Genomic DNA, 20413 nt, shown 5'->3' with positions numbered 1-20413 from the left:
CGGGGCCTGCAAAACCCGCGCTTGAATCAAGTAGCATGAAGCCTTCGCCACCCAACCGTACGACAACATGACCACCAAGCAACGCATCATCCAGGTCGGCTCGCTGGCCGGCTCCCCTTCCGCCAACCAGCGTCTGGCCGACGGCTACGACGTCATCGAACTGTGGAAGTACCCGGATCGCAAGGCCGCGCTGGCCGAGCATGGCAAAGGCGTCACGGCCGTCGTCACGTCCGCCAATTTCGGCGCCAATGCCGAGCTCATCAACGCGCTGCCCGACCTGAAGGCCATCTGCAGCTGGGGCGTGGGCTACGAGACCATCGACGTCGAGGCGGCGCGCAAGCGCGGCGTGCTGGTGAGCAATACCCCCGACGTGCTGACCGACTGCGTGGCGGACCTGGCCTGGGGCCTGCTGATCGCGGGCGCCCGCCGCATGGGCCAGGGCGAACGCTTCGTGCGCGCCGGCCAATGGGGGCAGGTGCATGGCAGCATACCCCTGGGCCTGCGCGTCAGCGGCAAGAAGCTCGGCATCGTCGGCCTGGGCCGCATAGGCGAAGCCATCGCCAAGCGCGGCACGGGTTTCGACATGGACGTGCGTTATCACAACCGCAGGAAGCGCGAGGACGTTTCGTACGGCTACGAAGCGTCGCTGACGGACCTGGCCAAGTGGGCCGACTTCCTGATCGTGGCCACTGTCGGCGGCCCCAGCACGCGCCATCTGGTGAACCGCGAGGTGCTCGAGGCGCTGGGTCCCAAGGGCATCGTCGTCAACATCGCGCGCGGGCCGGTCATCGACGAGGCCGCGCTGGTCGCCGCCCTGGAAGCCGGCAAGCTGGGCTGCGCCGCGCTCGACGTGTTCGAGCATGAGCCCAAGGTGCCCGAGGCACTGATCAACAGCGACAAAGCCGTGCTGCTGCCGCATATCGGCAGCGCCACCGAGGAAACGCGCCTGGCGATGGAAAACATGATGCTGGACAATCTGCGGTCGTTCTTCGAAACCGGCAGCGTGATCACGCCGGTGGAATAAACCGCGCGCGGCTTCGCGCCCCGATCCGTGGCCGCCCCGGCGGCGCGGAGGCGCGCTCGAAGCGGATACGAAAAAGCCTCTCGGCGCCCATACCGAGAGGCTTTCGACTTTCCGGCCCCCGCGTGTCCGGTCAGTCCATATTGCGCAAAGGAACGTGGGCGTTGCCGCCCGGTGCGCTTACTTCGTCGGCGCCGTGGCGCCGGACTTGTTCATGCTGGCTGCGCCCGACTTGTCCGCCGAGTGCTTGGCGGAAGACTTGTCGGATTTGTGATGCTTGTGGTGTGCCTGGGACTTGGTTTCGCCGGACTTGGCGCCGGCCGCAAACGCCGAGGGCGCCGCAGCAAGGCCAAGGCACAAGGCCGAGGTGGAAAGAAACGCAGCGATGCGGGAGTGAGTCGTCATTTGGTGTACTCCTGGTTGGTGAAGGCCTGTGGCCTTTTGCCGATACGGGGCAGCAAGGTTGCCGCAATTCCCGTATGCGGTTTGAAGCTGGCCGGTCCAGAAGGTTCAACGCGGAAAAGATTTGTTGCCCGACGCTGCGCGCGCTTGCTGCCCGAAGCGGCCGCCCGGCCTAACAGGACCGGGGAGCGGGCGGCCATCACCCCTCGAACGCGAGCAGCGCAACCGTTGCGAACAGCATGAGCGCGAAGCAGGCTCTCAGCTTGCGTTCAGGAAGCCGGTACGCAAGCCGCACGCCGATGGGCACGAAGATGAGGCTGCCGATGGCGAGCGGCGCGCCGATCATCCAGTTGGCCTGCCCCGCCCAGGTGTACGTGATGAGCGCGATGGTGGAGCCCGGGATCACCATGCTGAGCGCGAGCGCCTGCGCGGCAGTCTGGGGCAGGCGGAAGACGGACGTGATGATGGGCACGGCCAGCACCGCGCCGCCCACGCCGAAGAATCCGCCCAGCGTGCCGCACAGGATGCCCAGCACGCTCGCGCGGCGCGGCGTGAAGGCGGGCGCGGCATGCGTGGCCGGCGGCGCGCGGCGCGCGGCCGGGCGCGATGCGCGCCACGTCTGCCAGACGTAGAACAGGGCGATGAAAAAGAGGAACACCGCGAAGCTCTGGCGCAGCAGGGTCGAATCGATGCCCAGCGCCAGTTGCGCGCCCACCCACGTGAACACCACGGCGCCGGCGGCGCCCGCCAGCGCGACGCGCTTGTCGATGCGCGTCTGCTGGTTGTACTTGCGCACCGCCATCATGATGGTCGGCAGGACCATGATGAGCGCGGTGCCCTGCGCAAGCTGCTGAGACATCCCCATCAGCAGGACCAGCGCCGGAATGGCGATCAGCCCGCCTCCGATGCCCAGCACGCCCCCCATGAAACCGATCAGGCCGCCGGCGGCCAGGCACGCGGCGATAACGAACAGACTCACTTATTGCTCCAGCAAGCGGCGCCGCGCTTCAGCGCAGCTTGTCCAGCGCCGCGTCCAACCGGTCCACCGCCCAGATCTCCAGCCCTTCGATGGGCTGGCGCGGGGCGTTGGCCTTGGGAATGAGCGCAATCGAGAAGCCCAGCTTGGCAGCCTCGCGCAGGCGCTCCTGGCCGCGGGGCGCGGGCCGGATCTCGCCCGCCAGGCCCACTTCGCCGAACGCGATCAGTCCGCGCGGCAGGGGCCGGTCGCGCAACGAGGACATGATGGCAAGCAGCACCGGCAAATCGGCTGCGGGCTCCGTGATGCGCACGCCGCCCACCGCATTGACGAAGACGTCCTGGTCGAACGTGGAAACGCCCGCGTGCCGGTGCAGGACCGCCAGAAGCATCGCAAGGCGGTTGCCTTCCAGGCCCACCGTCAGGCGGCGCGGATTGGGCGCGTGGGAGCTGTCCACCAGCGCCTGGATCTCGACAAGCAAGGGGCGCGTGCCCTCTTGCGTGGCCATCACGCAGGACCCCGCCACCTGTTGTTCATGCTGCGACAGGAACAAGGCGGACGGATTGGCCACGCCCCGCAGGCCGCGGTCCGTCATCGCGAACACACCCAGTTCATTGACCGCGCCGAAGCGGTTCTTGAAGGCGCGCACCAGGCGGAACGACGAATGCGTGTCGCCTTCGAAATACAGCACCGTGTCCACGATGTGCTCAAGCACGCGCGGGCCGGCCAGCGCGCCGTCCTTGGTGACGTGCCCGATCATCACGATGGCGATGCCCGTCTGCTTGGCAAGCCGCGTGAGCTGCGCCGCGCATTCGCGCACCTGCGACACCGAACCGGGCGCGGCGGTGAGCTCGCCGCTGTACAGGGTCTGGATCGAGTCGATGACGGCGACCGAGGGCTTCTGTTCGGATACCGCGGCCTGGATGGCTTCGAGCCGGATCTCCGCGAGCAGGTTGACGTTGCCGGTCTGCAGGCCAAGCCGGCGCGCGCGCAGCGCGACCTGTTCGGCCGATTCTTCGCCGGTCACGTACAGCACGTTGGTGGTTTCGGACAGCGAGGCCAAGGCCTGCAGCAGCAACGTCGATTTACCGATGCCGGGATCGCCGCCGATCAGCACCACGGCGCCCGCCACCAGGCCGCCGCCCAGCACGCGGTCGAATTCATCCAGGCCGGTGGGCTGGCGCGGGGTTTCGCGGGCTTCGATTTCGGACAGGCTGCGCACCGGGCTGGATGACGCCAGCGGCGCGTAGCGGTGCGCGGAAGCCGCCGGCGCGGACGACTCCACGGTTTCTTCCAGCGTGTTCCAGGCGTTGCAATGCGGGCATTTGCCCTGCCACTTCGGGGTGGTGCCGCCGCAGTCGGCGCACACATAGACGGTTCGGGTTTTGGCCATGCGCGAAAGTGTACCCGGCAACCCGCGCTGCCCGTCCGCCGCGGCGCCGGCCATGGCGCGCTTTTCGGACACATCGCGGCAGGAGCTTTCAATCTGCTTGCATAAACAGGGACGCGCCGCAGTTACATGATGCAAAGACAAGAAATTTACTGCCCGATTCGTTTCAAATCGCGCATAATCGCCAGGAGCAGCGACAGATTGCCTGGCCGTCCTCACCGGACGGCGTGCGCCACGACGCGCGTCCCGGTGACGCGCCGCGCGGGCAATCACGGCGCCATCATCCGCGGTCTTTCGATATGCCGCGCAAACCGGAACACGACCCCAGCACGACGAGACGCCGGCACACCGGCGCGGCGCACGCAAAAGGTCAAACGCGGATACGCCGTGCCACCCGGCGTATGTGCGAGGAGTACGCGCATGAGCATCACCTATCGCCCCCCTTTTGACGAAGACGACGAACGGGATCTGCGCGCCCTGTATCGCAAGCCGGGCCCCGGCGCCAATCCTGAACTGGATGCGGCCGTGCGGCGCAGATGGCATCCCGGCCATAGCTGGCATCCCGGCTGGGGCGCGGCCGTGTGCGCCGTGATGGTCGCCGGCCTGTTCGCCTGGACGGACATGCGCGAAGCCGTGGACGAACCCGAATCCCAGATGCAGCTGGTCGCCGTCCACGAGACCGAGAAGGCGCAAGGCGACACCGCCCCGCCGCCGTCCGCAGCCAACGATGCGCCGCCCCTGCGCCGCGTCATTGCGCTGCAGCCCGAGCCCGTCGCCGCGTCTGCGCCCGCGCAGGCACAGCCCGCCATGGCGCCCGCCGCCGCCGTCGCGCCCGAGGCCGCCGCGGCGGAACCTGCCCAGGCGGCCGATCCAGCACCTGCCGCCGAAATGCAGGCCGTCGTAGCCTTCACGGAGCAGGACATCGAAGCCCGCGTGGCCCAGATCCGGGGCCTGATCGTGGACGACCGCGAGGAAGAGGCGGTACAGGCGCTGCGCCAATTGCAGCAAGGCGCGCCCGACTTCGCCTTGCCGGACGACCTGCAGGAGCTGTCGCGGCAGAACCCGGCTTAGCCGGGCAGCTTCTTGCTAACATAGCCGCCATGAGTCCGAGCTTCCACCACCGCAATCTTCCCCATTTGCTGCTCTATGCGCGCGAGACGCTGATGGCGCATTTCCGCCCGGTGCTCAATGCGGCCGGCGTCACCGAACAGCAATGGCGCGTGCTGCGCACGCTGAGCGAAGTCGGTGCCCTGGAGCCCAACCAGATCGCGCGCGCCTGTCAGATCCTGAGCCCCAGTCTCACGCGCATGCTGGCGGGCATGGAAGAACAAGGACTGATCAAGCGCACGCGCTCCAGCGCCGACCAGCGCCGCCAGGAAATCTCCCTGACCGCCAAGAGCCACAAGCTCATCGACCGCATGCGTCCGATGGTGGACGCGAAGTACCAGGAAATCGAAGCGAAGATCGGCAAGGAACTGCTGGACCGCCTGTACCGCGATGTGGACGCCATGGTTGACCTCATCAAGCGTGACGCCCCCCCCCTCCCGCGCGATGCCGCCCGGCCGTAAGCGCGGCCTCCAATACACCTCTCCCCTCCACGCGATCCGCTCCCCCATGGACCTTCTGACCAATACCTTCAAGCAGGCCTTGCGCGACGGCAAGCCCCAGATCGGCCTGTGGGCCGGCCTGGCCAGCGCCTACACTTCGGAAATCCTTGCGGGCGCCGGCTTCGACTGGCTGCTGATCGACGGCGAACACGCGCCCAACACGCTGGATTCCACCCTCGCCCAATTGCAGGCGGTGGCGCCCTATCCGGTCGCGCCCGTGGTGCGGCCCGCCTGGAACGACCCGGTGCAGATCAAGCAGATCCTGGACACCGGCGCGCAGACGCTGCTGGTGCCCATGGTGCAGTCGGCGGCGGAAGCGGCCGCCGCGGTGGCGGCCGTGCGCTATCCGCCGCAAGGCATACGCGGCGTGGGCAGCGCGCTGGCGCGCGCGTCGCGCTGGAACCGCATCCCGAACTACCTGGAACGCGCCAACGACCAGATGTGCGTGCTGGTGCAGATCGAAACCCCGAGCGGCATCGAGGCGCTGGACGAGATTCTTGCGGTCGACGGCGTGGATGGCGCTTTCATTGGTCCGGCGGACCTGTCGGCCAGCATGGGCTATCTGGGCCAGCCGGAGCACCCCGTGGTCGAGAAGACCATCGATGACGCCATCGGCCGCATCGTGCGGTCAGGCAAGGCGGCCGGCATCCTGCATGGCGGCATGGCCCAGGCGAAGCACTATCTGGCGCTGGGCGCCACCTTCGTTGCGGTGGGCGTGGACGCGGTGCTGCTGGCGCGCGCGGCCGAAGCGCTGGCCGGCGAGTTCAAGGAACTGAGCGCGGTCGCCGCAAGCAAGGGACCGTACTGAGCGGCGCAGGCGTAGCCGCGCTGCACTCCATGACCCGCGATGCGGCGCCCCTGGGGCGCCGTTTTCTATTGCGCCCTCAGGAATTCACGAGCGGCGGGCCCTAGTTGTCCAGAACCACGCCCGACTCGTGCACTACCGCTTCCCATTGCTTCGCCTCCTCGCGCCAGGCCGCGCCGAACGTCGCCGGCGAGTCCTGGCCGGGCACGAAACCGCTGGCAAGATACGCCTGCTGCACCTCGGGCAGGCCCAGCACGTCGCGCAACGCCTCGGCAAAGCGCGCAATGCGGTCTGCCGGCGCGCCCTTCGGCGCGGCGAACCCCCACCAGTTGCCCTGCACCGCGTCGGGCATGCCGGCCTCTTTGGCGGTCGGCACGCCGGGTAGCGCAGCGAACCGCTGGGGCGCCGCCACGGCCAGCGCCCGCACCTTGCCCTGTGGCACATACGCCGCCGCGATGCTGTAGCCCCCGATATAGAGCTGGATTTCGTTGGCCAGCAGCGCCTGCACGGCTGGCGCCGCCCCCCGGTAGGCAATGTGAGTCATATTCGCGCCCATCGCCTTCGATAGACGGTAGGCCGACAGGTGCGGCGTCGTGCCCATGCCTGGCGAACCGTAGTTGAGCTTGCCGGCCTGCGCGCGCGCGTACGCCTGAAACTGCGTCCAGTCCGCCGCCGGCACGTCGGCGCTGACGTACACGAAGGCGGGCACATCCGCCAGCTTGCCCACCGGCTCCAGGTCCGTCAGCGGATCGAAACCCAGCTTGCGATACAGGAACTGGTTGATGACGAAGTTGTTGGCGGCGCCGAGCACCAGCGTATAGCCGTCGGGCTTGGCGCGCGCCACGTCCTGCATGCCGATGTTGCCGCCGGCGCCGGTCTTGTAGTCCACCACGACAGGCTGGCCGAGCCGCTTTTCCAGCAGCGGCTGGATCTGCCGCAAGGCGATGTCGCCCGCGGCCCCCGGCGCATAGGGCAGCACCACACGGATGGGATGTTCGGGATACTGGGCGCTGGCGGCCGGCGGCATCAGGGCCGGGGCCAGCGCGGTCAGGACGGATACGGCACAAGCTCGATACGGCATCGTGTTCTCCCTGGCCACCGGGCGGCGTTGCCCGGCGGCCGGCCATGCGTCGTCGCGGATGCTACAGGTCGATACGCATCAGATCATGGGCCAGACGCAGCGGACCCGGATAGTGTTTGCGAATGTCGGCCACGATCTCGTCCATCAGGTGCGGTCCCATGAGCTCGACGGGAAGGTGCTTGGCCGCCGCGCGCTTGAGCACCGGACTGGTGGAATCGAAATGGCCGAAGTGCGTCGCCACCAGACTCTTCACATTGGCCTCGCGCGCGATCTTGCCCAGGTCCGTCGGACTGGTGTGGGCGTAGGTGCCCACGCCCGTCTTGGCGCGATGCGCGATGAACGATTCCGGGAAGGTGCATTCGTGGATGAGCAGGTCGGCATCCTTCGCCAGACGCACCATCGCCTCACAGGGCGCGGTGTCGCCGCTGAATGCGATGACCTTCCCCTCGGCTTCGACGCGCACGCCGAAGCACTCGCAGACATCGCGCGGGATGTGTTCGACCCAGTCGACGGAGATGCGCACGTTGTCGTCCTCGAAGACGACGCCGGGGCTCACTTCGCGCACCTCGGGCCGCATGGCTTCCAGGTTGCGCTGCCGGACCGGATAGGCGGCGCGCGCCTGGAAATCGGTGTGATAGGCGCCGTTCTCGAACAGGTGATCCACGAAGTGCTTCGTGCCCTTGGGGCCCAGCACCAGCGGCGAGCCCTCCTTGTTGAGGATCCAGCTCGAAATCACGAAGTACGGGTAATCGCAGATGTGGTCGTGGTGCAGGTGGGTCAGGAACACGAAGCCCACCTTCGCGGGGTCGACGTTGGCGCGCACCATCTGCCGGGTGGCGCCCTCTCCGCAATCGAACAGGTAGTGCCGGTCGTCGTCCAGCGTCAACAGAATGGCGGACTGGGCCCGGTCAGGATCCGGCAAGGCCGCGCCAGTCCCCAGCATGGTGATCTTCATTGGCAACCCCCTCTCTGGTCAGATGCATTGGCTCGCAAGAGCACCAGGCCAGTATAGGAATGGAGTGCATACGATTTGATCAATTATTAGAATGCTGTGAAAACCGCAAGGAATCACCTTCGCCATGCCTGCCAGTTCCAGCATTCCCGACCTGCGCCACATCAGCGGACGCCTGCGCCTGCGTCACCTGGATCTGCTCCAGGCGCTGCACACGCTGGGCAGCGTCCACAAGGCTGCGGCGCGCCTGGGCATGACGCAGCCCGCGGCCAGCAAGCTGCTGCTCGAGCTGGAGGACATGTTCGGCGTGGCGCTCTTCGTGCGGTCGCGGCGCGGCATCACGCCCACGGCGTTTGGACAGGCCCTGGCGGCAAAAACGCATGTGCTGCTGGCCGACCTGGCCGGCGCCCGCAATGAGATCGCCGCGCTGGCGGCCGGCGCCAGCGGGCGCATCCGCGTCGGGGTGCAACCCGTCGCGCTGCCTGTGCTGGTGCCGCGCGCGATCCAGCGCATGCGCATGCATCATCCGGGCGTCACGGTCATGCTCCACGAGGGCGCGCACGACGCATTGATGGACGGTCTTGCGCGCGGCGAACTCGATTGCGTGCTGGGGAGGCTGATGCTGAATGCGGCGCAGGCCGTGTTCAGCACGGAAATGCTGTACGAGGAACCGATCTGCGTGGTGGCGCGACGGGGCCATCCGCTGGCGCGTTCATCCCGCATCACCGCGGCGGCGCTTGCGCGCCAGGACTGGATCCTGCCGCCGCCCGATGCGCCACTGCGCCAGCGCATCGATGCCTACTTCGCGCAACAGGGCCTGGCCCTGCCGGCACCAGTCGCCGAATCGGTCTCGCTGCTGGCCAACGAGGTGTTGCTGCGCGGCGCAGACATGCTGGCGGCCATGCCGCGCGCCGTCGCCCACCATTACGCCGAACTGGGGGTGCTGGCGGTGCTGAAGTTCAAGCCGGATTGGAGTCTGCCCGCCGTGGGCGTGGTGCAGCGGGCGCACGTGGAACCGACCCCGGCGCTGCTGCGGTTCCTGGAGGCCTTGCGCAGCGAGGCCCAGACCTTGCAGCGCGAATCCAACGTGGACGCCTCCGCGCCGGAAGGATGAACGGCGATGCCGATCCGGACTAGGACCGGCCGGCCAGGCTGCCGCCGCCATCCACGCCCAGCACCTGCCCGGTAATGAAACCGGCGTCGTCGGACAGCAGGAAGGCGATGGCCGCGGCCACTTCGGCCGGGGTGCCCAGGCGCTTCATGGGCACGGAGGCCAGCGCGCGCTTTTCGTTTTCGCTGCCGGCGGGCCGGGTGGCGCGGAACATTTCGGTTTCGATGGGACCCGGCGCGACCGCGTTGGCGGTGACCCCGTATTCGGCCAGTTCCAGCGCCCAGGTGCGGGTGCAGCCCACCAGCGCGCTCTTGGCGGCCGAATAGGCGGTGCGCTCCAGGCCGCCGTGGATGGCGCGGCTGACGACGTTGACGATCCGGCCGGCGCGGCGCACCTTCATGGATTCGATGAAGGCCTGCGTCACTTGCACGGCCACGCGTACGTTCAGGTCCAGCACGTTGTACAGGGTGGCCAGATCGATCTCGCCGAGCGGCTGGGGCGAGGCGATGCCCACGTTGTTGACGACGGCATCGACGGGGAATTTCTCGCGGATTTCGCGCAGGACTTCTTCGGTGCGGCCGGCGTCCGCCAGGTCACAGGCGTACAGGTAGCCGGGGAAATCGACATCGGTGGTGTTGCGCGCGATGCCAACCACGTGACAGCCCATGTCGGACAACCGCTGAGTAAGCGCCCAGCCTATGCCTTTGGTGGCGCCCGTAATGAGCACGCATTTGTCCTTCATGGATGAAACCTCGCAGTCTGTTTTCTTGGTCAAAAACGGGCGCCTGAGCGCCCGGTTTCCAAAGTAGACACCATCCGGCGTCCCCTGTCTTGTAAATTGCGTAGCAATTCTTGCCCACCGGACGCCTCGGCTTGCCGCAGGCGGCGGGGCCGGGCTCAGGCGTCCCGGGTGACCGGGACGCGCGGCGCCAGGGCGCAGAGCAGTTCATAGCCGATGGTGCCGGCGGCGCTGGCGACCTCGTCGACCGAGGGGCCGTCTTCGCCCCACAGCGACACGGGCGAGCCGACGCCCGCGGCGGGCACGGGGTCCAGGTCGACGACCAGCATGTCCATGGACACCCGGCCAAGCAACTGGGTCCGGATGCCGGCCACCACGACCGGCGTGCCGGTTGTGGCGTGGCGCGGATAGCCGTCGGCGTAGCCGCAGGCGACGATGCCGATGCGCATGGCGCGTTCGGCGCGAAAGAGCGCGCCGTAGCCGACCGAATCGCCCGCCTTGATCTCCTGCACGGCGATGATTTCCGAGTTGAGCGACATGGCGGGCCTCAGGCCGAACGAAGACGCTTCGGCGTCGGCAAAGGGCGATGCGCCATACAGGCAGATGCCGGGCCGCACCCAATGCGCCTGGTTTTCGGAGCCCACGGCGATGTCGGCAAAGCGCAGCGTCGCGGCCGAATTGCACACGCTGACCGCGCCCGGCAGCTTATGCGTCACCGAATTGAAGACGCTCAGTTGCTCGTTCACGCCCTGCGGCCCGTCCGCGCAGGCGAAGTGGGTCATCTTGCCCACCGAGCCCAGCGTGCCCTGCTGCTGCAGCAGCGCCGCGCGCTCGTAGGCGGCGGGATAGGACGCGGGGCTGAACCCCAGCCGGTTCATGCCGCTGTTGAGTTTCAGCATGATATCGACCCGGCGCGACAGGCGGGCGCGGGCCAGCATGTCGAGCTGGTCGCGATGATGGACCGTGCTGCTGAGGTGGTAGCGATCGACGATGTCCAGGTCGGACGGGTCGAAGAAGCCTTCCAGCAGCAGGATCGGCCCGCCCCAGCCCGCCTCGCGGCAGCGCACGGCCTCGTCCAGGTCCAGCATTGCGAGGCCCTGCGCGTGGGAAAAACCGGCAACCGCCTGTTCGATGCCGTGGCCGTAGGCGTTGGCCTTGATGACCGCCCAGATCGACGGCGGCAGGCCGCCGGCCGCGGCGGCGGTCTGGTCCAGGTGGCGGCGCACGGTGGCAAGATTGTGCGCAAGGGCGGAAACGGAAACGGTGGCGGTAATTGGACGCGGCATGATGTGAGATCCTGTGGCGTCCAAGTCTAACTGATCGCCGCCGTCGGCGGCATCGCGCCGGATCAAGCCGGGATGCTTACTCTAAAATGACGCGAACCCGCCGCTTTGCGCCGTATCCACAGACCTAGTTCTGTCAACAGGCTTCTGTCCATGTCCATCGATCACTACGAGAATTTTCCCGTCGCCTCGCTGCTGCTGCCGCGCAGGCTGCGCGGCGCCGTGACCGATATCTACCGGTTCGCCCGCGCCGCGGACGACATCGCCGACGAAGGCAGCGCGACCGACGAGGAGCGCCTTGCCCAACTGGCGGCGTTTCGCACCGAGCTGCACCGCATCGGCGCCGAACCCGGCACGCCGCCGGCCCCGGGGCTGCCCCCGCTGGCCGACATCTTCGCGCCGCTGGCCCGGACCATCGCCCGGCACCAGCTTCCCATCACGCCCTTCTACGACCTGCTGTCCGCCTTCGAGCAGGACATCGCCGTCAAGCGCTACGAGGACTACACCGCCCTGGCGGATTACTGCACACGGTCGGCCAACCCCGTAGGCCGGCTGATGCTGCACCTTTACGAGGCCAGCACCCCGCAGAACATCGCCGAATCCGACGCCATCTGCACCGGGCTGCAGCAGGTCAACTTCTGGCAGGACGTGCGGGTGGACTGGCACAAGCACCGGGTATACCTGCCCCAGGAAGACCTGCGCCGTTACGGCGTCTCGGACGAAGACCTGGCCGCGTGCCGCCTCACGCCCGCATGGCGCGAGCTCATGGCCTTCGAGGTCGAACGCACGCGCGCGCTGCTACACTTCGGCGCTCCGCTGGCGCGCCGCCTGCCGGGCCGCATCGGCCTGGAGCTGCGCATGGTGGTGCAAGGCGGGCTGCGCGTCCTGGAGCGGATCGAGGCGTGCGGCTACGATGTTTTCATGAATCGCCCCGAATTGGGCGCCAAAGACTGGGCCATCATGTTGTGGCGCTCCATCAAGTAACAGGCCGTGCCTAATGACCCCTGACGAGTATTGCCAGGAGAAAGCCGCCAAAAGCGGCTCCAGCTTCTACTATTCCTTCCTGTTCCTGCCACCCGATCGCCGGCGCGCCATCACGGCCCTGTACGCATACTGCCGCGAAGTGGACGACGTAGTCGACGAATGCACCGACCCGTCCCTCGCGCGCATCAAGCTCGCCTGGTGGCGCACGCAGGTCGACCAGATGTATGACGGCAAGCCCGACCATCCCGTCACGCGCGCGCTGCAACCGCACCTGGAAAGCTGTTCGATCACCCGCGACCGCCTGCTGGCCGTGATCGACGGCATGGAAATGGACCTGGACCAGACCCGCTACCTGGACTGGCCGGGCCTGCGCAAGTATTGCTGGCATGCGGCCGGCGTGGTCGGCGAATTGTCCGCCGGCGTGTTCGGTTATTCGGATCCCAAGACGCTGGTGTATGCCGAGAAACTGGGCCTGGCGTTCCAGATGACCAACATCATCCGCGATGTGGGCGACGACGCGCGGCGGGGCCGCATCTACATCCCGGTCAACGACATGCAGCAGTTCCAGGTCAAGGCATCGGACATCCTGAACGGCGAGTATTCCGACCGTTTCAGCGCGCTGATGAAATTCCAGGCCGACCGCGCGCGCGAGCTGTACCGCGAAGCGATGAACAACCTGCCCGAGGCCGACCGCCGCGCCCAGCGACCCGGACTCATGATGGCCGCCATCTACCATGCGCTGCTCGACGAGATCGAACGCGACAACTGGCAGGTGCTGCACCAACGCATTTCGCTCACGCCCCTGCGCAAACTCTGGCTTGCCTGGAAAACCTGGGTGGGCGGCGGACGCGGACTGGTCCGCCGGTTGGCCCGGTGAAGGCCGCGGTCATCGGCGCGGGCTGGGCCGGCCTGGCCGCCAGCGTCGCCTTGCGCGAAGCCGGCGCCAAGGTCACGGTGTTCGAAGCCGGCCACACCCCCGGCGGGCGCGCGCGCCGCGTCTTTCATGGCGACTTCGACGCGCCGCTGGACAACGGCCAGCACCTGCTGTCGGGCGCCTACAAGGAAACCCTGGCGCTGATGCGCCGCGTGGGCCGCAACCCGGACGCGCTGCTGATGCGCCGTCCCTTGCGGCTCGCCAGCCTGGACGGGCGCTTCCACCTGTCCGCTCCGCGCGTGCCGGCGCCCCTGCACATGGCCCTGGCCGTGCTGCGCGCGCGCGGCCTGTCCTGGGCCGACCGGCTGGCCATGCTGCGCCTGATGCGCGGCCTGAAGACCATGTCTTGGATGCCGCCGCGCGATTGGACCGTGCTGCAGCTGCTGCACTATCACGCGCAGTCCGACCTGCTGATCCGCCAGGTCTGGGAACCGCTGTGCCTGGCCGCGCTGAACACGCCGATCGCCACGGCCAGCGCCGTGCTGTTCGCCCGTGTGCTGCGCGACAGCCTGGCCGGCGCGCGCGAGGACAGCGACCTGCTGCTGCCCTGCACCGACCTGTCGGCGCTGTGGCCGGACGCGGCCGCGCGGCAGGTCACCATGCGCTACGGCAGCACGGTGCGCCAGCTCCATCCCTCGGTCCATGGCATCGACATCAACCAGGAACGCTTTGACGCCGCCGTGCTGGCCGTGCCGCCGACATTCGCGGCGCGCCTGCTGGACGCGCCGCTGCGCGAAGCCGGCGCCACCGGCCTGCTCGATGCGCTCAAGGCCTTCGATTACCTGCCCATCGCCACGCTGAATGTGCGCCTCGCGGATCCGTGGCGCCTGCCCGAGCCCATGATGATGCTGCGCGAGGACGCGGCCCGCGGCCATGCGGGCCAATGGCTGTTCGACCGCGCCCAGCTGGCCGGCAACGCCAAGGCCGGGGAACTGGCCGTGGTGGCCAGCGCCGCCGTGGGCATGGGCGAGCGCAATCGGCGCCAGGTGATCGAGGCCCTGATCGACCAGGTGGCCGAGCAGGCCGCTGCCCACCCGCTGCGGCTGCCGCCGATGCCGGAGGTCGCGGCAGCGGAACTGTTCATTGAAAAACGCGCGACCTTCGCGGCCGTGCCCGGCCTGACGCGGCCATTGAATACCACGCCGTGGCCCACGCTGGCGCTGGCCGGCGACTGGACCGACACGGGCTATCCCGGTGTGCTGGAAGGCGCGGTGCGCAGCGGCCTGCAGGCCGCGCGCGTGCTCAATCCGCGGGCGGACTGAGGCGGCGCGCGCCAGGCAGGATCAGTCCTGTCCGGCGAACAGATCGGCCTGGCGCGGATCCGCGGGAGCCAGCTCGTAGCCGATCTGCGCCGCCACCTCGCGCAAAATGGCCTGGGCCAGATTGAAGGCGGTGTTGGCCGCCGGCACGCCTGCATAGATGGCGTTCTGCAGCAGCACTTCCTTGAGTTCATCGGGAGTCAGGCGCGATTCGTCCGGCGCCGTGAGCGCGGCGCGCACGTGCAGCTCGAACTCTTCCCAGCGGCCCAGCGACAGGGTCACGGCCAGCACCATCATCCGCCTTGCCTTGTGGGGCAAGCCCGGGCGGCTCCAGATGTCGTGCCACGCGTAGCGCGTGATCATGTTCTGGTAGTCGGCGGTAAACACGGTTGCGCGGTCCAGCGAACGTTGGACCCATTCATCGCCCAGCACGGCGCGGCGGTTGGCCAGGCCACGCTCAAAATCGTCTTTGCGGCTCATCCGAGGCATCTCCTTTCGACGGGGCCAGGCGGGCGCGAAGGCGGGCCGCCAAGCCCGCCCCCGCTGCCCGCCCGAAGATCAGTTCACCGTGATGCTATTGGTTTTCACGACTTCCGCCCAGCGCTGCTGTTCAGAGGACACGAACTTCGCGAAATCCGCCGCGCTGCTGCCGACGGGCGTCAGCCCCAGCTTGGAGAGCTTCTCGCGGGTGTCCGGACGCGCAAGCGCCTTCTGCACCAGGTCCTGCAGTTTGGCCACCACCTCCGGGCTGGTGCCAGCCGGCAGGAAGAAGCCGTTCCATTCAACCACGTCGAAATTTTTGATGCCGCCCTCGCCCACCGTCGCGACGTTGGGCAGTTCCGGCATGCGCTTGCCCGACGAGACGGCAAGCGCCTTCAGCTTGCCGCCGCTGACATAGTTCAGGCTGGAGGCCGCGTTGGCGAAGTAGACGTCGACCTGGCCACCCATCACGTCGACGATGGCGGGCGCGCCGCCTTTGTAGGGGACGTGCACGATGTCCACGCCGGCATCCTTCTTGAGCAGTTCGCCCGCCATCTGCGCCAGGCTGCCCGGACCGTACGACGCGTAGGTGTACTTGCCCGGGTTGGCGCGCGCGGCCTTGATGAAGTCAGCCAGGTTGTTGAACGGCGAACCCGGCGCGGCCACCAGGATGTTGGGCACGCTGACGGCCTGCGATACCGGGATGAAGTCCTTGTTCGCGTCGTACGGCAGCTTGCGCAGCGCGGGGTTGATCGAGAAGGCCGAGGCATCGTAGAGCACCGTGTAGCCATCCGGCTTGGCGCGCGCCACATAGGCCGCGCCGATGGCGCCGCTGGCCCCGCCCTTGTTCTCGATCACGACGCTCTGGCCGGCGACTTCGCCCATGCCCTGCGCAATGATGCGGGCGGCGTTGTCGGCGCCGCCGCCCGCCGAATAGGGCACCACCAAGGTGATGGGCTGGTCGGGATAGCCGGCGGCATGGGCCGCGCCGAATGCGCCGGCCAGGGCGATGGCGGCGGCCAGCGGACGCAGTGCGGCAACGGCCGCGTGACGGGTTTTTTTCATGTGTGCTCCTCTCGTCTCCCCTGTGGGGATGTTCAGGTCGATCAGGGATCGTGACGCGATCCGTCCGCAGGATTCAGACGGTCGCGATGGGGTTGACCGGCGCGCCCACCAGCCCCGGCACGTACATTGGCGCCGCGGTCAGGAAAAAAGCGTGTCGGTGGTGCTGGCGCAGCCATTGCGCCAGCGGGGTCAGATGCCAGAGCTCGCCCAGCGGCAGCCCCAGCTTGAACAGGCAGTGTTCGTGCAGGGGCAGCAACGGCCCGCTGGCGCCCTGCAGGTGGTGATTGCGCAATTCGACCGCATGGTTGTCGGCCGCGATGGCCGCGATGCGGCTGCGCGTGATCCACGCGAGCAGTTCCGGGTCGGCGCCGTCCAGCACGCAGCAGCGGGTCTTGAGCAACTCCTGCTCGTCGTCGCCCAGCGTCAGCGCCAGATCGGCCAGCCCCGTGTGCAGGCACAGCACATCGCCGGGCCGGACCTGCACGCCGTCGGCTTGCATCGTGTCCATCAGGTCGCGGTAGGAGACCTTGCGCTGCGCGTCGCCGTAGCGGGCCCGCAGGTCCACCATGACGCCGCGACCCTGGATGCCGTGGCGCGCCATCGGTTCAATCGACAGGTCGCGCGTGCCGGCGAAGTTTTCCGCCCGCGCCTCGCTGACCGTGAAGCCGTTGTAGCCCGTCGGTTGCGCCTGCCCGGCGCCCAGCACGTCGACCATTGCGCCGACGTGGCCCAGCGCGTCCCATTGCGTCGAATACTGCGGCGACAGCGTGACGGCGTCGTCGCTCACCACGTCGGTGGCGCCGGGTACGTCGCGCCCGAGGCAATAGCGGTAAACCGGGACGCCATTCTTCTGAGCGGGCTGGATGACCGGGCCCTTGCGGCGCGGGTTGAGCACGGGCGCGCGCGGCACCGTCAGCGGCAGGCTCAAGGAAAACGAAATGCCCTCCCGGATCTCGGCCACGGCCGCCAGGCGCGCCTGGCGGTCCAGGTAATTGAGCGTGCCGAGCTGGTCGTCGTGCCCGAATTCTCCCCAGTTCGAGCCCTCTGGCCGCTGAACGTATCGTTGCGCTTGACGCATGGTTCTTGTCTCCTCGTCCGGCTCGGACGATTGCTTTACTTATTGTTGCGGGCTATTGCACCACGGCCGATTGCAGCAGTTGTGCGATTTCATCCTCGGTGTATCCCAGCGTGGACAGTATTTCTCGACTATGTTCGCCCAGGGCCGGCGCGCCCCGGCCGGGCGCGGCCGCCACGTCCTGCCCGCCGCCGGATGACGGCTCGCAGTCGCCCGCGTCGAACCGGGCCCACTGCGCCAGCCCCAGATACCCGCCGGCCTGCGTGCTGCGGTAAGGACGCAGATGTCCCATCGCCAGCACCTGCGGATGGTCGAACATGTCTTCGACGCGCATCACTTCCGCGCAAGGCACGCTCTGTCCGAAACGCTCCGCCCACTCGCGCGCCGACGCGCGCGCCAGCGCCTGCCGCACCATCGGCACCAGCACCGCCGCCTGGGCCGCGCGCTTTTTCACGGTGTCGTAATCGGGATGGTCGGCAAGTTCGGGCAGATCCAGATGGCCGCACAGGGCGCGCCAGAAGTGCGGCGTATTCGCGGACAGGTACAGGTGCCCCTCGCGGGTCGGATGAATGCCGGTGATGCCGCCCGAGCGCATGTCCCGCTCGATGTGGCGCGGCTCGCCGTCGGCCCACACCAGCCGCGCCGACTGCATCGCAAGGGCGCTGCCCAGCAGCGACACCTCGATGGCCTGGCCCCGTCCGGTCTTCTCGCGCCGGTACAGCGCGGCCGACACGCTATTGGAGATCAGCGAGGCGCCGTAGTAGTCGACGACCGACCCGTACAGCACTTCGGGCGGTCCATCGGCCTTGGCCTGCGCGGCGCACATCCCGGTCATGGATTGCAGCACCTGGTCGTAGCCGGCGTGGCGCGCCATCGGCCCCGCCGCCCCATAGCCCGTCATGGCGCAATACACCAGGCGCGGATTGATGGCCGAGAGCGTGGCAAAGTCGATCTTCAGCCGCTCCGGCACGCCGGGCCTGAAATTGTGGACCAGCACGTCGGCCTCGCGCGCCAGGCGCACGAGCACCTCGTACCCGGCCGCGTCTTTCAGGTTCAGGCAGATACCCTGCTTGTTGCGGTTGATGCCCAGGAAGGCGCGGCTTTCGGCCGCCAGCGTGGAGGGGTACTTGCGCAGGTTGTCGCCTTCGGGCGGCTCCACCTTGATCACTTCCGCGCCCATGTCGCCCAGCAGCGCGCAGCCGTAGGGCCCTGCGATGTAGGCGCTCAGGTCCAGGACTTTGATGCCGGCCAGCGGCAGGTGCGGTGGGGTGTCGTGTTCCATCATGGCATTCACTTGAACTTGTTTGGGGCGGGATATTGAGGCGTGACGTTGCGGCGTGACGTTGAGTCGCGCCGTTGACGCGCAAGGCAGCGCCAGAGCCCGCGCGTTTCAGGCTGCCGCGCCGACCGCGCGCAGCACGTCCTCGGCACGGCGCACGAAGGGGGCATCGATCATCTTTCCGTCCAGCAGAAAGGCGCCCACGCCCTCGTGCCGGCGGCTGGCGGCCACGATCCGCCGCGCCTGCTCCACCTCGTCGGCGTCAAAGCCGAACACCTCGTTGGCAATGGCGATCTGGCTGGGATGCACGCAGGATTTGCCCAGAAAGCCGAGCGAGCGCGCCAGCCGCGACTCGGCGCGAAAGCCTTCGGCATCGCCCACGCGGGCATAGGCGGCGTCCATCGCGTACTTGCCGGCGCAACCCGCGCCCAGGCGCAGCGACAGCATCACCGCCCGCAGCGTCTCGGGCTGGTAGCGGTCGACGCCGAGCGGCTCGAACAGGTCGGCCAGCCCCAATTGCAGGCCGGCCACCCGCGGATGCGCCTCGGCCAGCTCGGCTGCCCGGGCGAGCGCGCGCGGCGTTTCGACCGTGACCAGGAATTCACCCGCAAAGCCCGCCGCGATGGCCTGATCGACCGATGCCTGCAGCGCGTCGGCGTGCTCGACCTTGGGCAGATTGATCATGTCGATGGGCAGTCCGCCCAGGGCCTGCAAATCGCCGGCAAAATGGGGCGAGTCGTCGGCGTTCACGCGGACGATAATTTTCTTGGCATGTCGAGCCTGCCCGGCCTCGAAGGCGGGCGAGGCGAGCCACGCGGCCAGAGCGTCGCGCGCCGCTTGCTTGCGCGCCGGCGCGACGGCGTCCTCCAGATCGAAGGACAACGCATCGGCCTCGCTGGCCATGGCTTTATCGAACAGTTCCGGGCGCGATGCCGGAACAAAAAGCTTGCTTCTCATTGATGTCTCCTGGGCGCATTGTGTCGCGGAGCAGGCGTCCCAGGGGAAAGCCGCCATACGATAAGAAGATAGAATATCTATCATCATGAACACCGACTTTCTGAACACGCTGGCCGCGGTCGCCCAATACGGCTCCATGGCGCAGGCTGCCCGCCGGCTGGGCCTCACGCACGGCGCGGTGGCCCAGCAGGTGCGCAAGCTGGAGCAGGAACTGGGCGTACCCCTGGTCGCGCGGGCCGGGCGCACGGTGCACCTGACCGCCAAGGCAACCGAACTGATCGGCCCCATGCGCGAGGTCCTGGAGAGGATCGAAAAGATCCGGCATCTGGCCCGATCCGACGAAATGATGGGAGAACTGCGGCTGGGCGCGGGCAGCACGGCGCTCAACTCCATGGTGCCCGCCATCCTGGAACACCTGGTGCGGCGGCATCCGCTGATCAGCGTGGAAATCCAGCCCGGGCATTCGGCGCGCTTCTATCCGGCCATCGAAAGCGGCGAACTGGATGCGGCCATCGCGCTTGAAGCCCCCTACCCCCTGTCCAAGAGCCTCGGCTGGCAACTGCTGCGCGAGGAAACCTACGTGCTGGCGGCGGCGCCGCGCCATGCAGGCCGCGACGCGCACAGCCTGCTGACCGGCGAGCCCTTCATCCGCTATCGGCGCAGCGACTGGAGCGGACGCCACGTCGAGGACTATCTGCGGCGCGTCGGCATCACGCCGCACGACCGCTTTGAACTGAACGCGATCGAATCCATTGCCATGATGGTGAGCCGCGACCTGGGCGTGGCGATCCTGCCCAGGTCGACCACCGGCGCGATTGAACGGCTGGGCCTGCTGGCGCTGCCGCTGCCCGTGCATTGCGAGCCGCGCCGCTTCGGCCTGATCTGGTCCCGGGGATCGCCGCGACTGGCCCTGATCCAGGCGTTCCGCGACATCGCCATGGCGCAGTACGCCGCGGCGGCCCGGTAATTTGCGCCGCCGGCGTATCGCCTTTTGCCCGCCTTCCCTATACTTG

At 68.0% G+C, this 20413-nt stretch carries 21 protein-coding genes; 9 read left to right on the top strand and 12 right to left on the bottom strand.

Features of this window, described 5'->3' with window-relative positions:
* Positions 1-67 precede the first annotated feature (67 nt).
* Complete coding sequence (locus BXA00_RS20770) at positions 68-1024, top strand: 2-hydroxyacid dehydrogenase (RefSeq protein ID WP_076520314.1); 957 nt, start codon at positions 68-70, stop codon at positions 1022-1024.
* 177 nt (positions 1025-1201) lie between these two features.
* Here the strand turns inward: BXA00_RS20770 and BXA00_RS20765 are convergent, their stop codons facing one another.
* From BXA00_RS20765 to radA, 3 genes are all read right to left on the bottom strand, one after another.
* Positions 1202-1426, bottom strand: coding sequence for a hypothetical protein (locus BXA00_RS20765; RefSeq protein WP_076520313.1), 225 nt, complete (start codon positions 1424-1426; stop codon positions 1202-1204).
* A gap of 196 nt (positions 1427-1622) precedes the next feature.
* Complete coding sequence (locus tag BXA00_RS20760; RefSeq protein ID WP_076520312.1) at positions 1623-2402, bottom strand: sulfite exporter TauE/SafE family protein; 780 nt, start codon at positions 2400-2402, stop codon at positions 1623-1625.
* Between the two features lie 28 nt (positions 2403-2430).
* On the bottom strand, positions 2431-3792 hold the full coding sequence (radA, locus tag BXA00_RS20755) for a DNA repair protein RadA (RefSeq protein ID WP_076522039.1): 1362 nt from the start codon (positions 3790-3792) through the stop codon (positions 2431-2433).
* A 417-nt stretch (positions 3793-4209) separates the two neighbouring features.
* On the opposite strand from radA, the gene BXA00_RS20750 reads away from it, so the two are divergent.
* Genes BXA00_RS20750 through hpaI form a run of 3 tightly spaced genes read left to right on the top strand, consistent with a single transcriptional unit; the run spans position 4210 to position 6204 of the window.
* Positions 4210-4860, top strand: coding sequence for a hypothetical protein (locus tag BXA00_RS20750; protein WP_076520311.1), 651 nt, complete (start codon positions 4210-4212; stop codon positions 4858-4860).
* A gap of 29 nt (positions 4861-4889) precedes the next feature.
* On the top strand, positions 4890-5357 hold the full coding sequence (hpaR, locus tag BXA00_RS20745) for a homoprotocatechuate degradation operon regulator HpaR (protein WP_076520310.1): 468 nt from the start codon (positions 4890-4892) through the stop codon (positions 5355-5357).
* Positions 5358-5403: 46 nt separating this feature from the next.
* Positions 5404-6204 carry a 4-hydroxy-2-oxoheptanedioate aldolase gene (hpaI, locus tag BXA00_RS20740; RefSeq protein ID WP_076520309.1) on the top strand — a complete coding sequence of 267 codons (801 nt, stop codon included), beginning with the start codon at positions 5404-5406 and terminating at the stop codon, positions 6202-6204.
* A gap of 100 nt (positions 6205-6304) precedes the next feature.
* Here the strand turns inward: hpaI and BXA00_RS20735 are convergent, their stop codons facing one another.
* Positions 6305-7282 (bottom strand): tripartite tricarboxylate transporter substrate binding protein, encoded by a 978-nt coding sequence (locus BXA00_RS20735; protein WP_076520308.1) that lies wholly within the window; start codon positions 7280-7282, stop codon positions 6305-6307.
* A 61-nt stretch (positions 7283-7343) separates the two neighbouring features.
* Positions 7344-8237, bottom strand: a complete 894-nt coding sequence (locus BXA00_RS20730; RefSeq protein WP_076520307.1) for an MBL fold metallo-hydrolase — start codon at positions 8235-8237, stop codon at positions 7344-7346.
* 124 nt (positions 8238-8361) lie between these two features.
* Here BXA00_RS20730 and BXA00_RS20725 point away from each other — a divergent pair, with 124 nt between their 5' ends.
* Positions 8362-9348: a LysR substrate-binding domain-containing protein gene (locus BXA00_RS20725; RefSeq protein WP_076520306.1), complete on the top strand. Its 987-nt coding sequence runs from the start codon at positions 8362-8364 to the stop codon at positions 9346-9348.
* A 19-nt stretch (positions 9349-9367) separates the two neighbouring features.
* On the opposite strand, the gene BXA00_RS20720 is transcribed toward BXA00_RS20725, so the two are convergent.
* On the bottom strand, positions 9368-10087 hold the full coding sequence (locus tag BXA00_RS20720; protein ID WP_076520305.1) for an SDR family oxidoreductase: 720 nt from the start codon (positions 10085-10087) through the stop codon (positions 9368-9370).
* A 155-nt stretch (positions 10088-10242) separates the two neighbouring features.
* Complete coding sequence (gene alr / locus BXA00_RS20715; protein WP_076520304.1) at positions 10243-11370, bottom strand: alanine racemase; 1128 nt, start codon at positions 11368-11370, stop codon at positions 10243-10245.
* Positions 11371-11520: 150 nt separating this feature from the next.
* Between alr and hpnC the strand changes: the two genes are divergently transcribed.
* From hpnC to hpnE, 3 genes are read left to right on the top strand one after another with little or no spacing between them, the layout of a single operon-like run.
* Positions 11521-12351, top strand: a complete 831-nt coding sequence (gene hpnC, locus BXA00_RS20710) for a squalene synthase HpnC (RefSeq protein ID WP_076520303.1) — start codon at positions 11521-11523, stop codon at positions 12349-12351.
* Between the two features lie 13 nt (positions 12352-12364).
* Positions 12365-13228 carry a presqualene diphosphate synthase HpnD gene (gene hpnD, locus BXA00_RS20705; RefSeq protein ID WP_076520302.1) on the top strand — a complete coding sequence of 288 codons (864 nt, stop codon included), beginning with the start codon at positions 12365-12367 and terminating at the stop codon, positions 13226-13228.
* Positions 13225-14547, top strand: coding sequence for a hydroxysqualene dehydroxylase HpnE (hpnE, locus tag BXA00_RS20700; protein ID WP_076520301.1), 1323 nt, complete (start codon positions 13225-13227; stop codon positions 14545-14547). The genes hpnD and hpnE overlap by 4 nt, the downstream gene beginning before the upstream one ends.
* Positions 14548-14568: 21 nt before the next feature.
* Here hpnE and BXA00_RS20695 read toward each other — a convergent pair whose 3' ends face one another.
* From BXA00_RS20695 to BXA00_RS20675, 5 genes are all read right to left on the bottom strand, one after another.
* Positions 14569-15024, bottom strand: coding sequence for a carboxymuconolactone decarboxylase family protein (locus BXA00_RS20695; RefSeq protein ID WP_076520300.1), 456 nt, complete (start codon positions 15022-15024; stop codon positions 14569-14571).
* A gap of 78 nt (positions 15025-15102) precedes the next feature.
* The gene (locus BXA00_RS20690) at positions 15103-16089 is read right to left on the bottom strand and encodes a tripartite tricarboxylate transporter substrate binding protein (RefSeq protein ID WP_076520299.1); all 987 of its coding nucleotides are present in this window, start codon (positions 16087-16089) and stop codon (positions 15103-15105) included.
* 73 nt (positions 16090-16162) lie between these two features.
* Positions 16163-17167 carry a cyclase family protein gene (locus tag BXA00_RS20685; protein WP_076520298.1) on the bottom strand — a complete coding sequence of 335 codons (1005 nt, stop codon included), beginning with the start codon at positions 17165-17167 and terminating at the stop codon, positions 16163-16165.
* Positions 17168-17219: 52 nt separating this feature from the next.
* On the bottom strand, positions 17220-18449 hold the full coding sequence (locus BXA00_RS20680) for a CaiB/BaiF CoA transferase family protein (RefSeq protein WP_369825580.1): 1230 nt from the start codon (positions 18447-18449) through the stop codon (positions 17220-17222).
* 105 nt (positions 18450-18554) lie between these two features.
* Complete coding sequence (locus BXA00_RS20675) at positions 18555-19400, bottom strand: CoA ester lyase (protein ID WP_076520297.1); 846 nt, start codon at positions 19398-19400, stop codon at positions 18555-18557.
* Positions 19401-19485: 85 nt separating this feature from the next.
* Here BXA00_RS20675 and BXA00_RS20670 point away from each other — a divergent pair, with 85 nt between their 5' ends.
* Complete coding sequence (locus BXA00_RS20670) at positions 19486-20367, top strand: LysR family transcriptional regulator (RefSeq protein ID WP_076520296.1); 882 nt, start codon at positions 19486-19488, stop codon at positions 20365-20367.
* Positions 20368-20413 lie beyond the last annotated feature (46 nt).

The sequence above is a fragment of the Achromobacter sp. MFA1 R4 genome, assembly GCF_900156745.1.
Lineage (GTDB): Bacteria > Pseudomonadota > Gammaproteobacteria > Burkholderiales > Burkholderiaceae_B > Achromobacter.
This window is presented reverse-complemented; position numbering and strand designations above follow the sequence as displayed.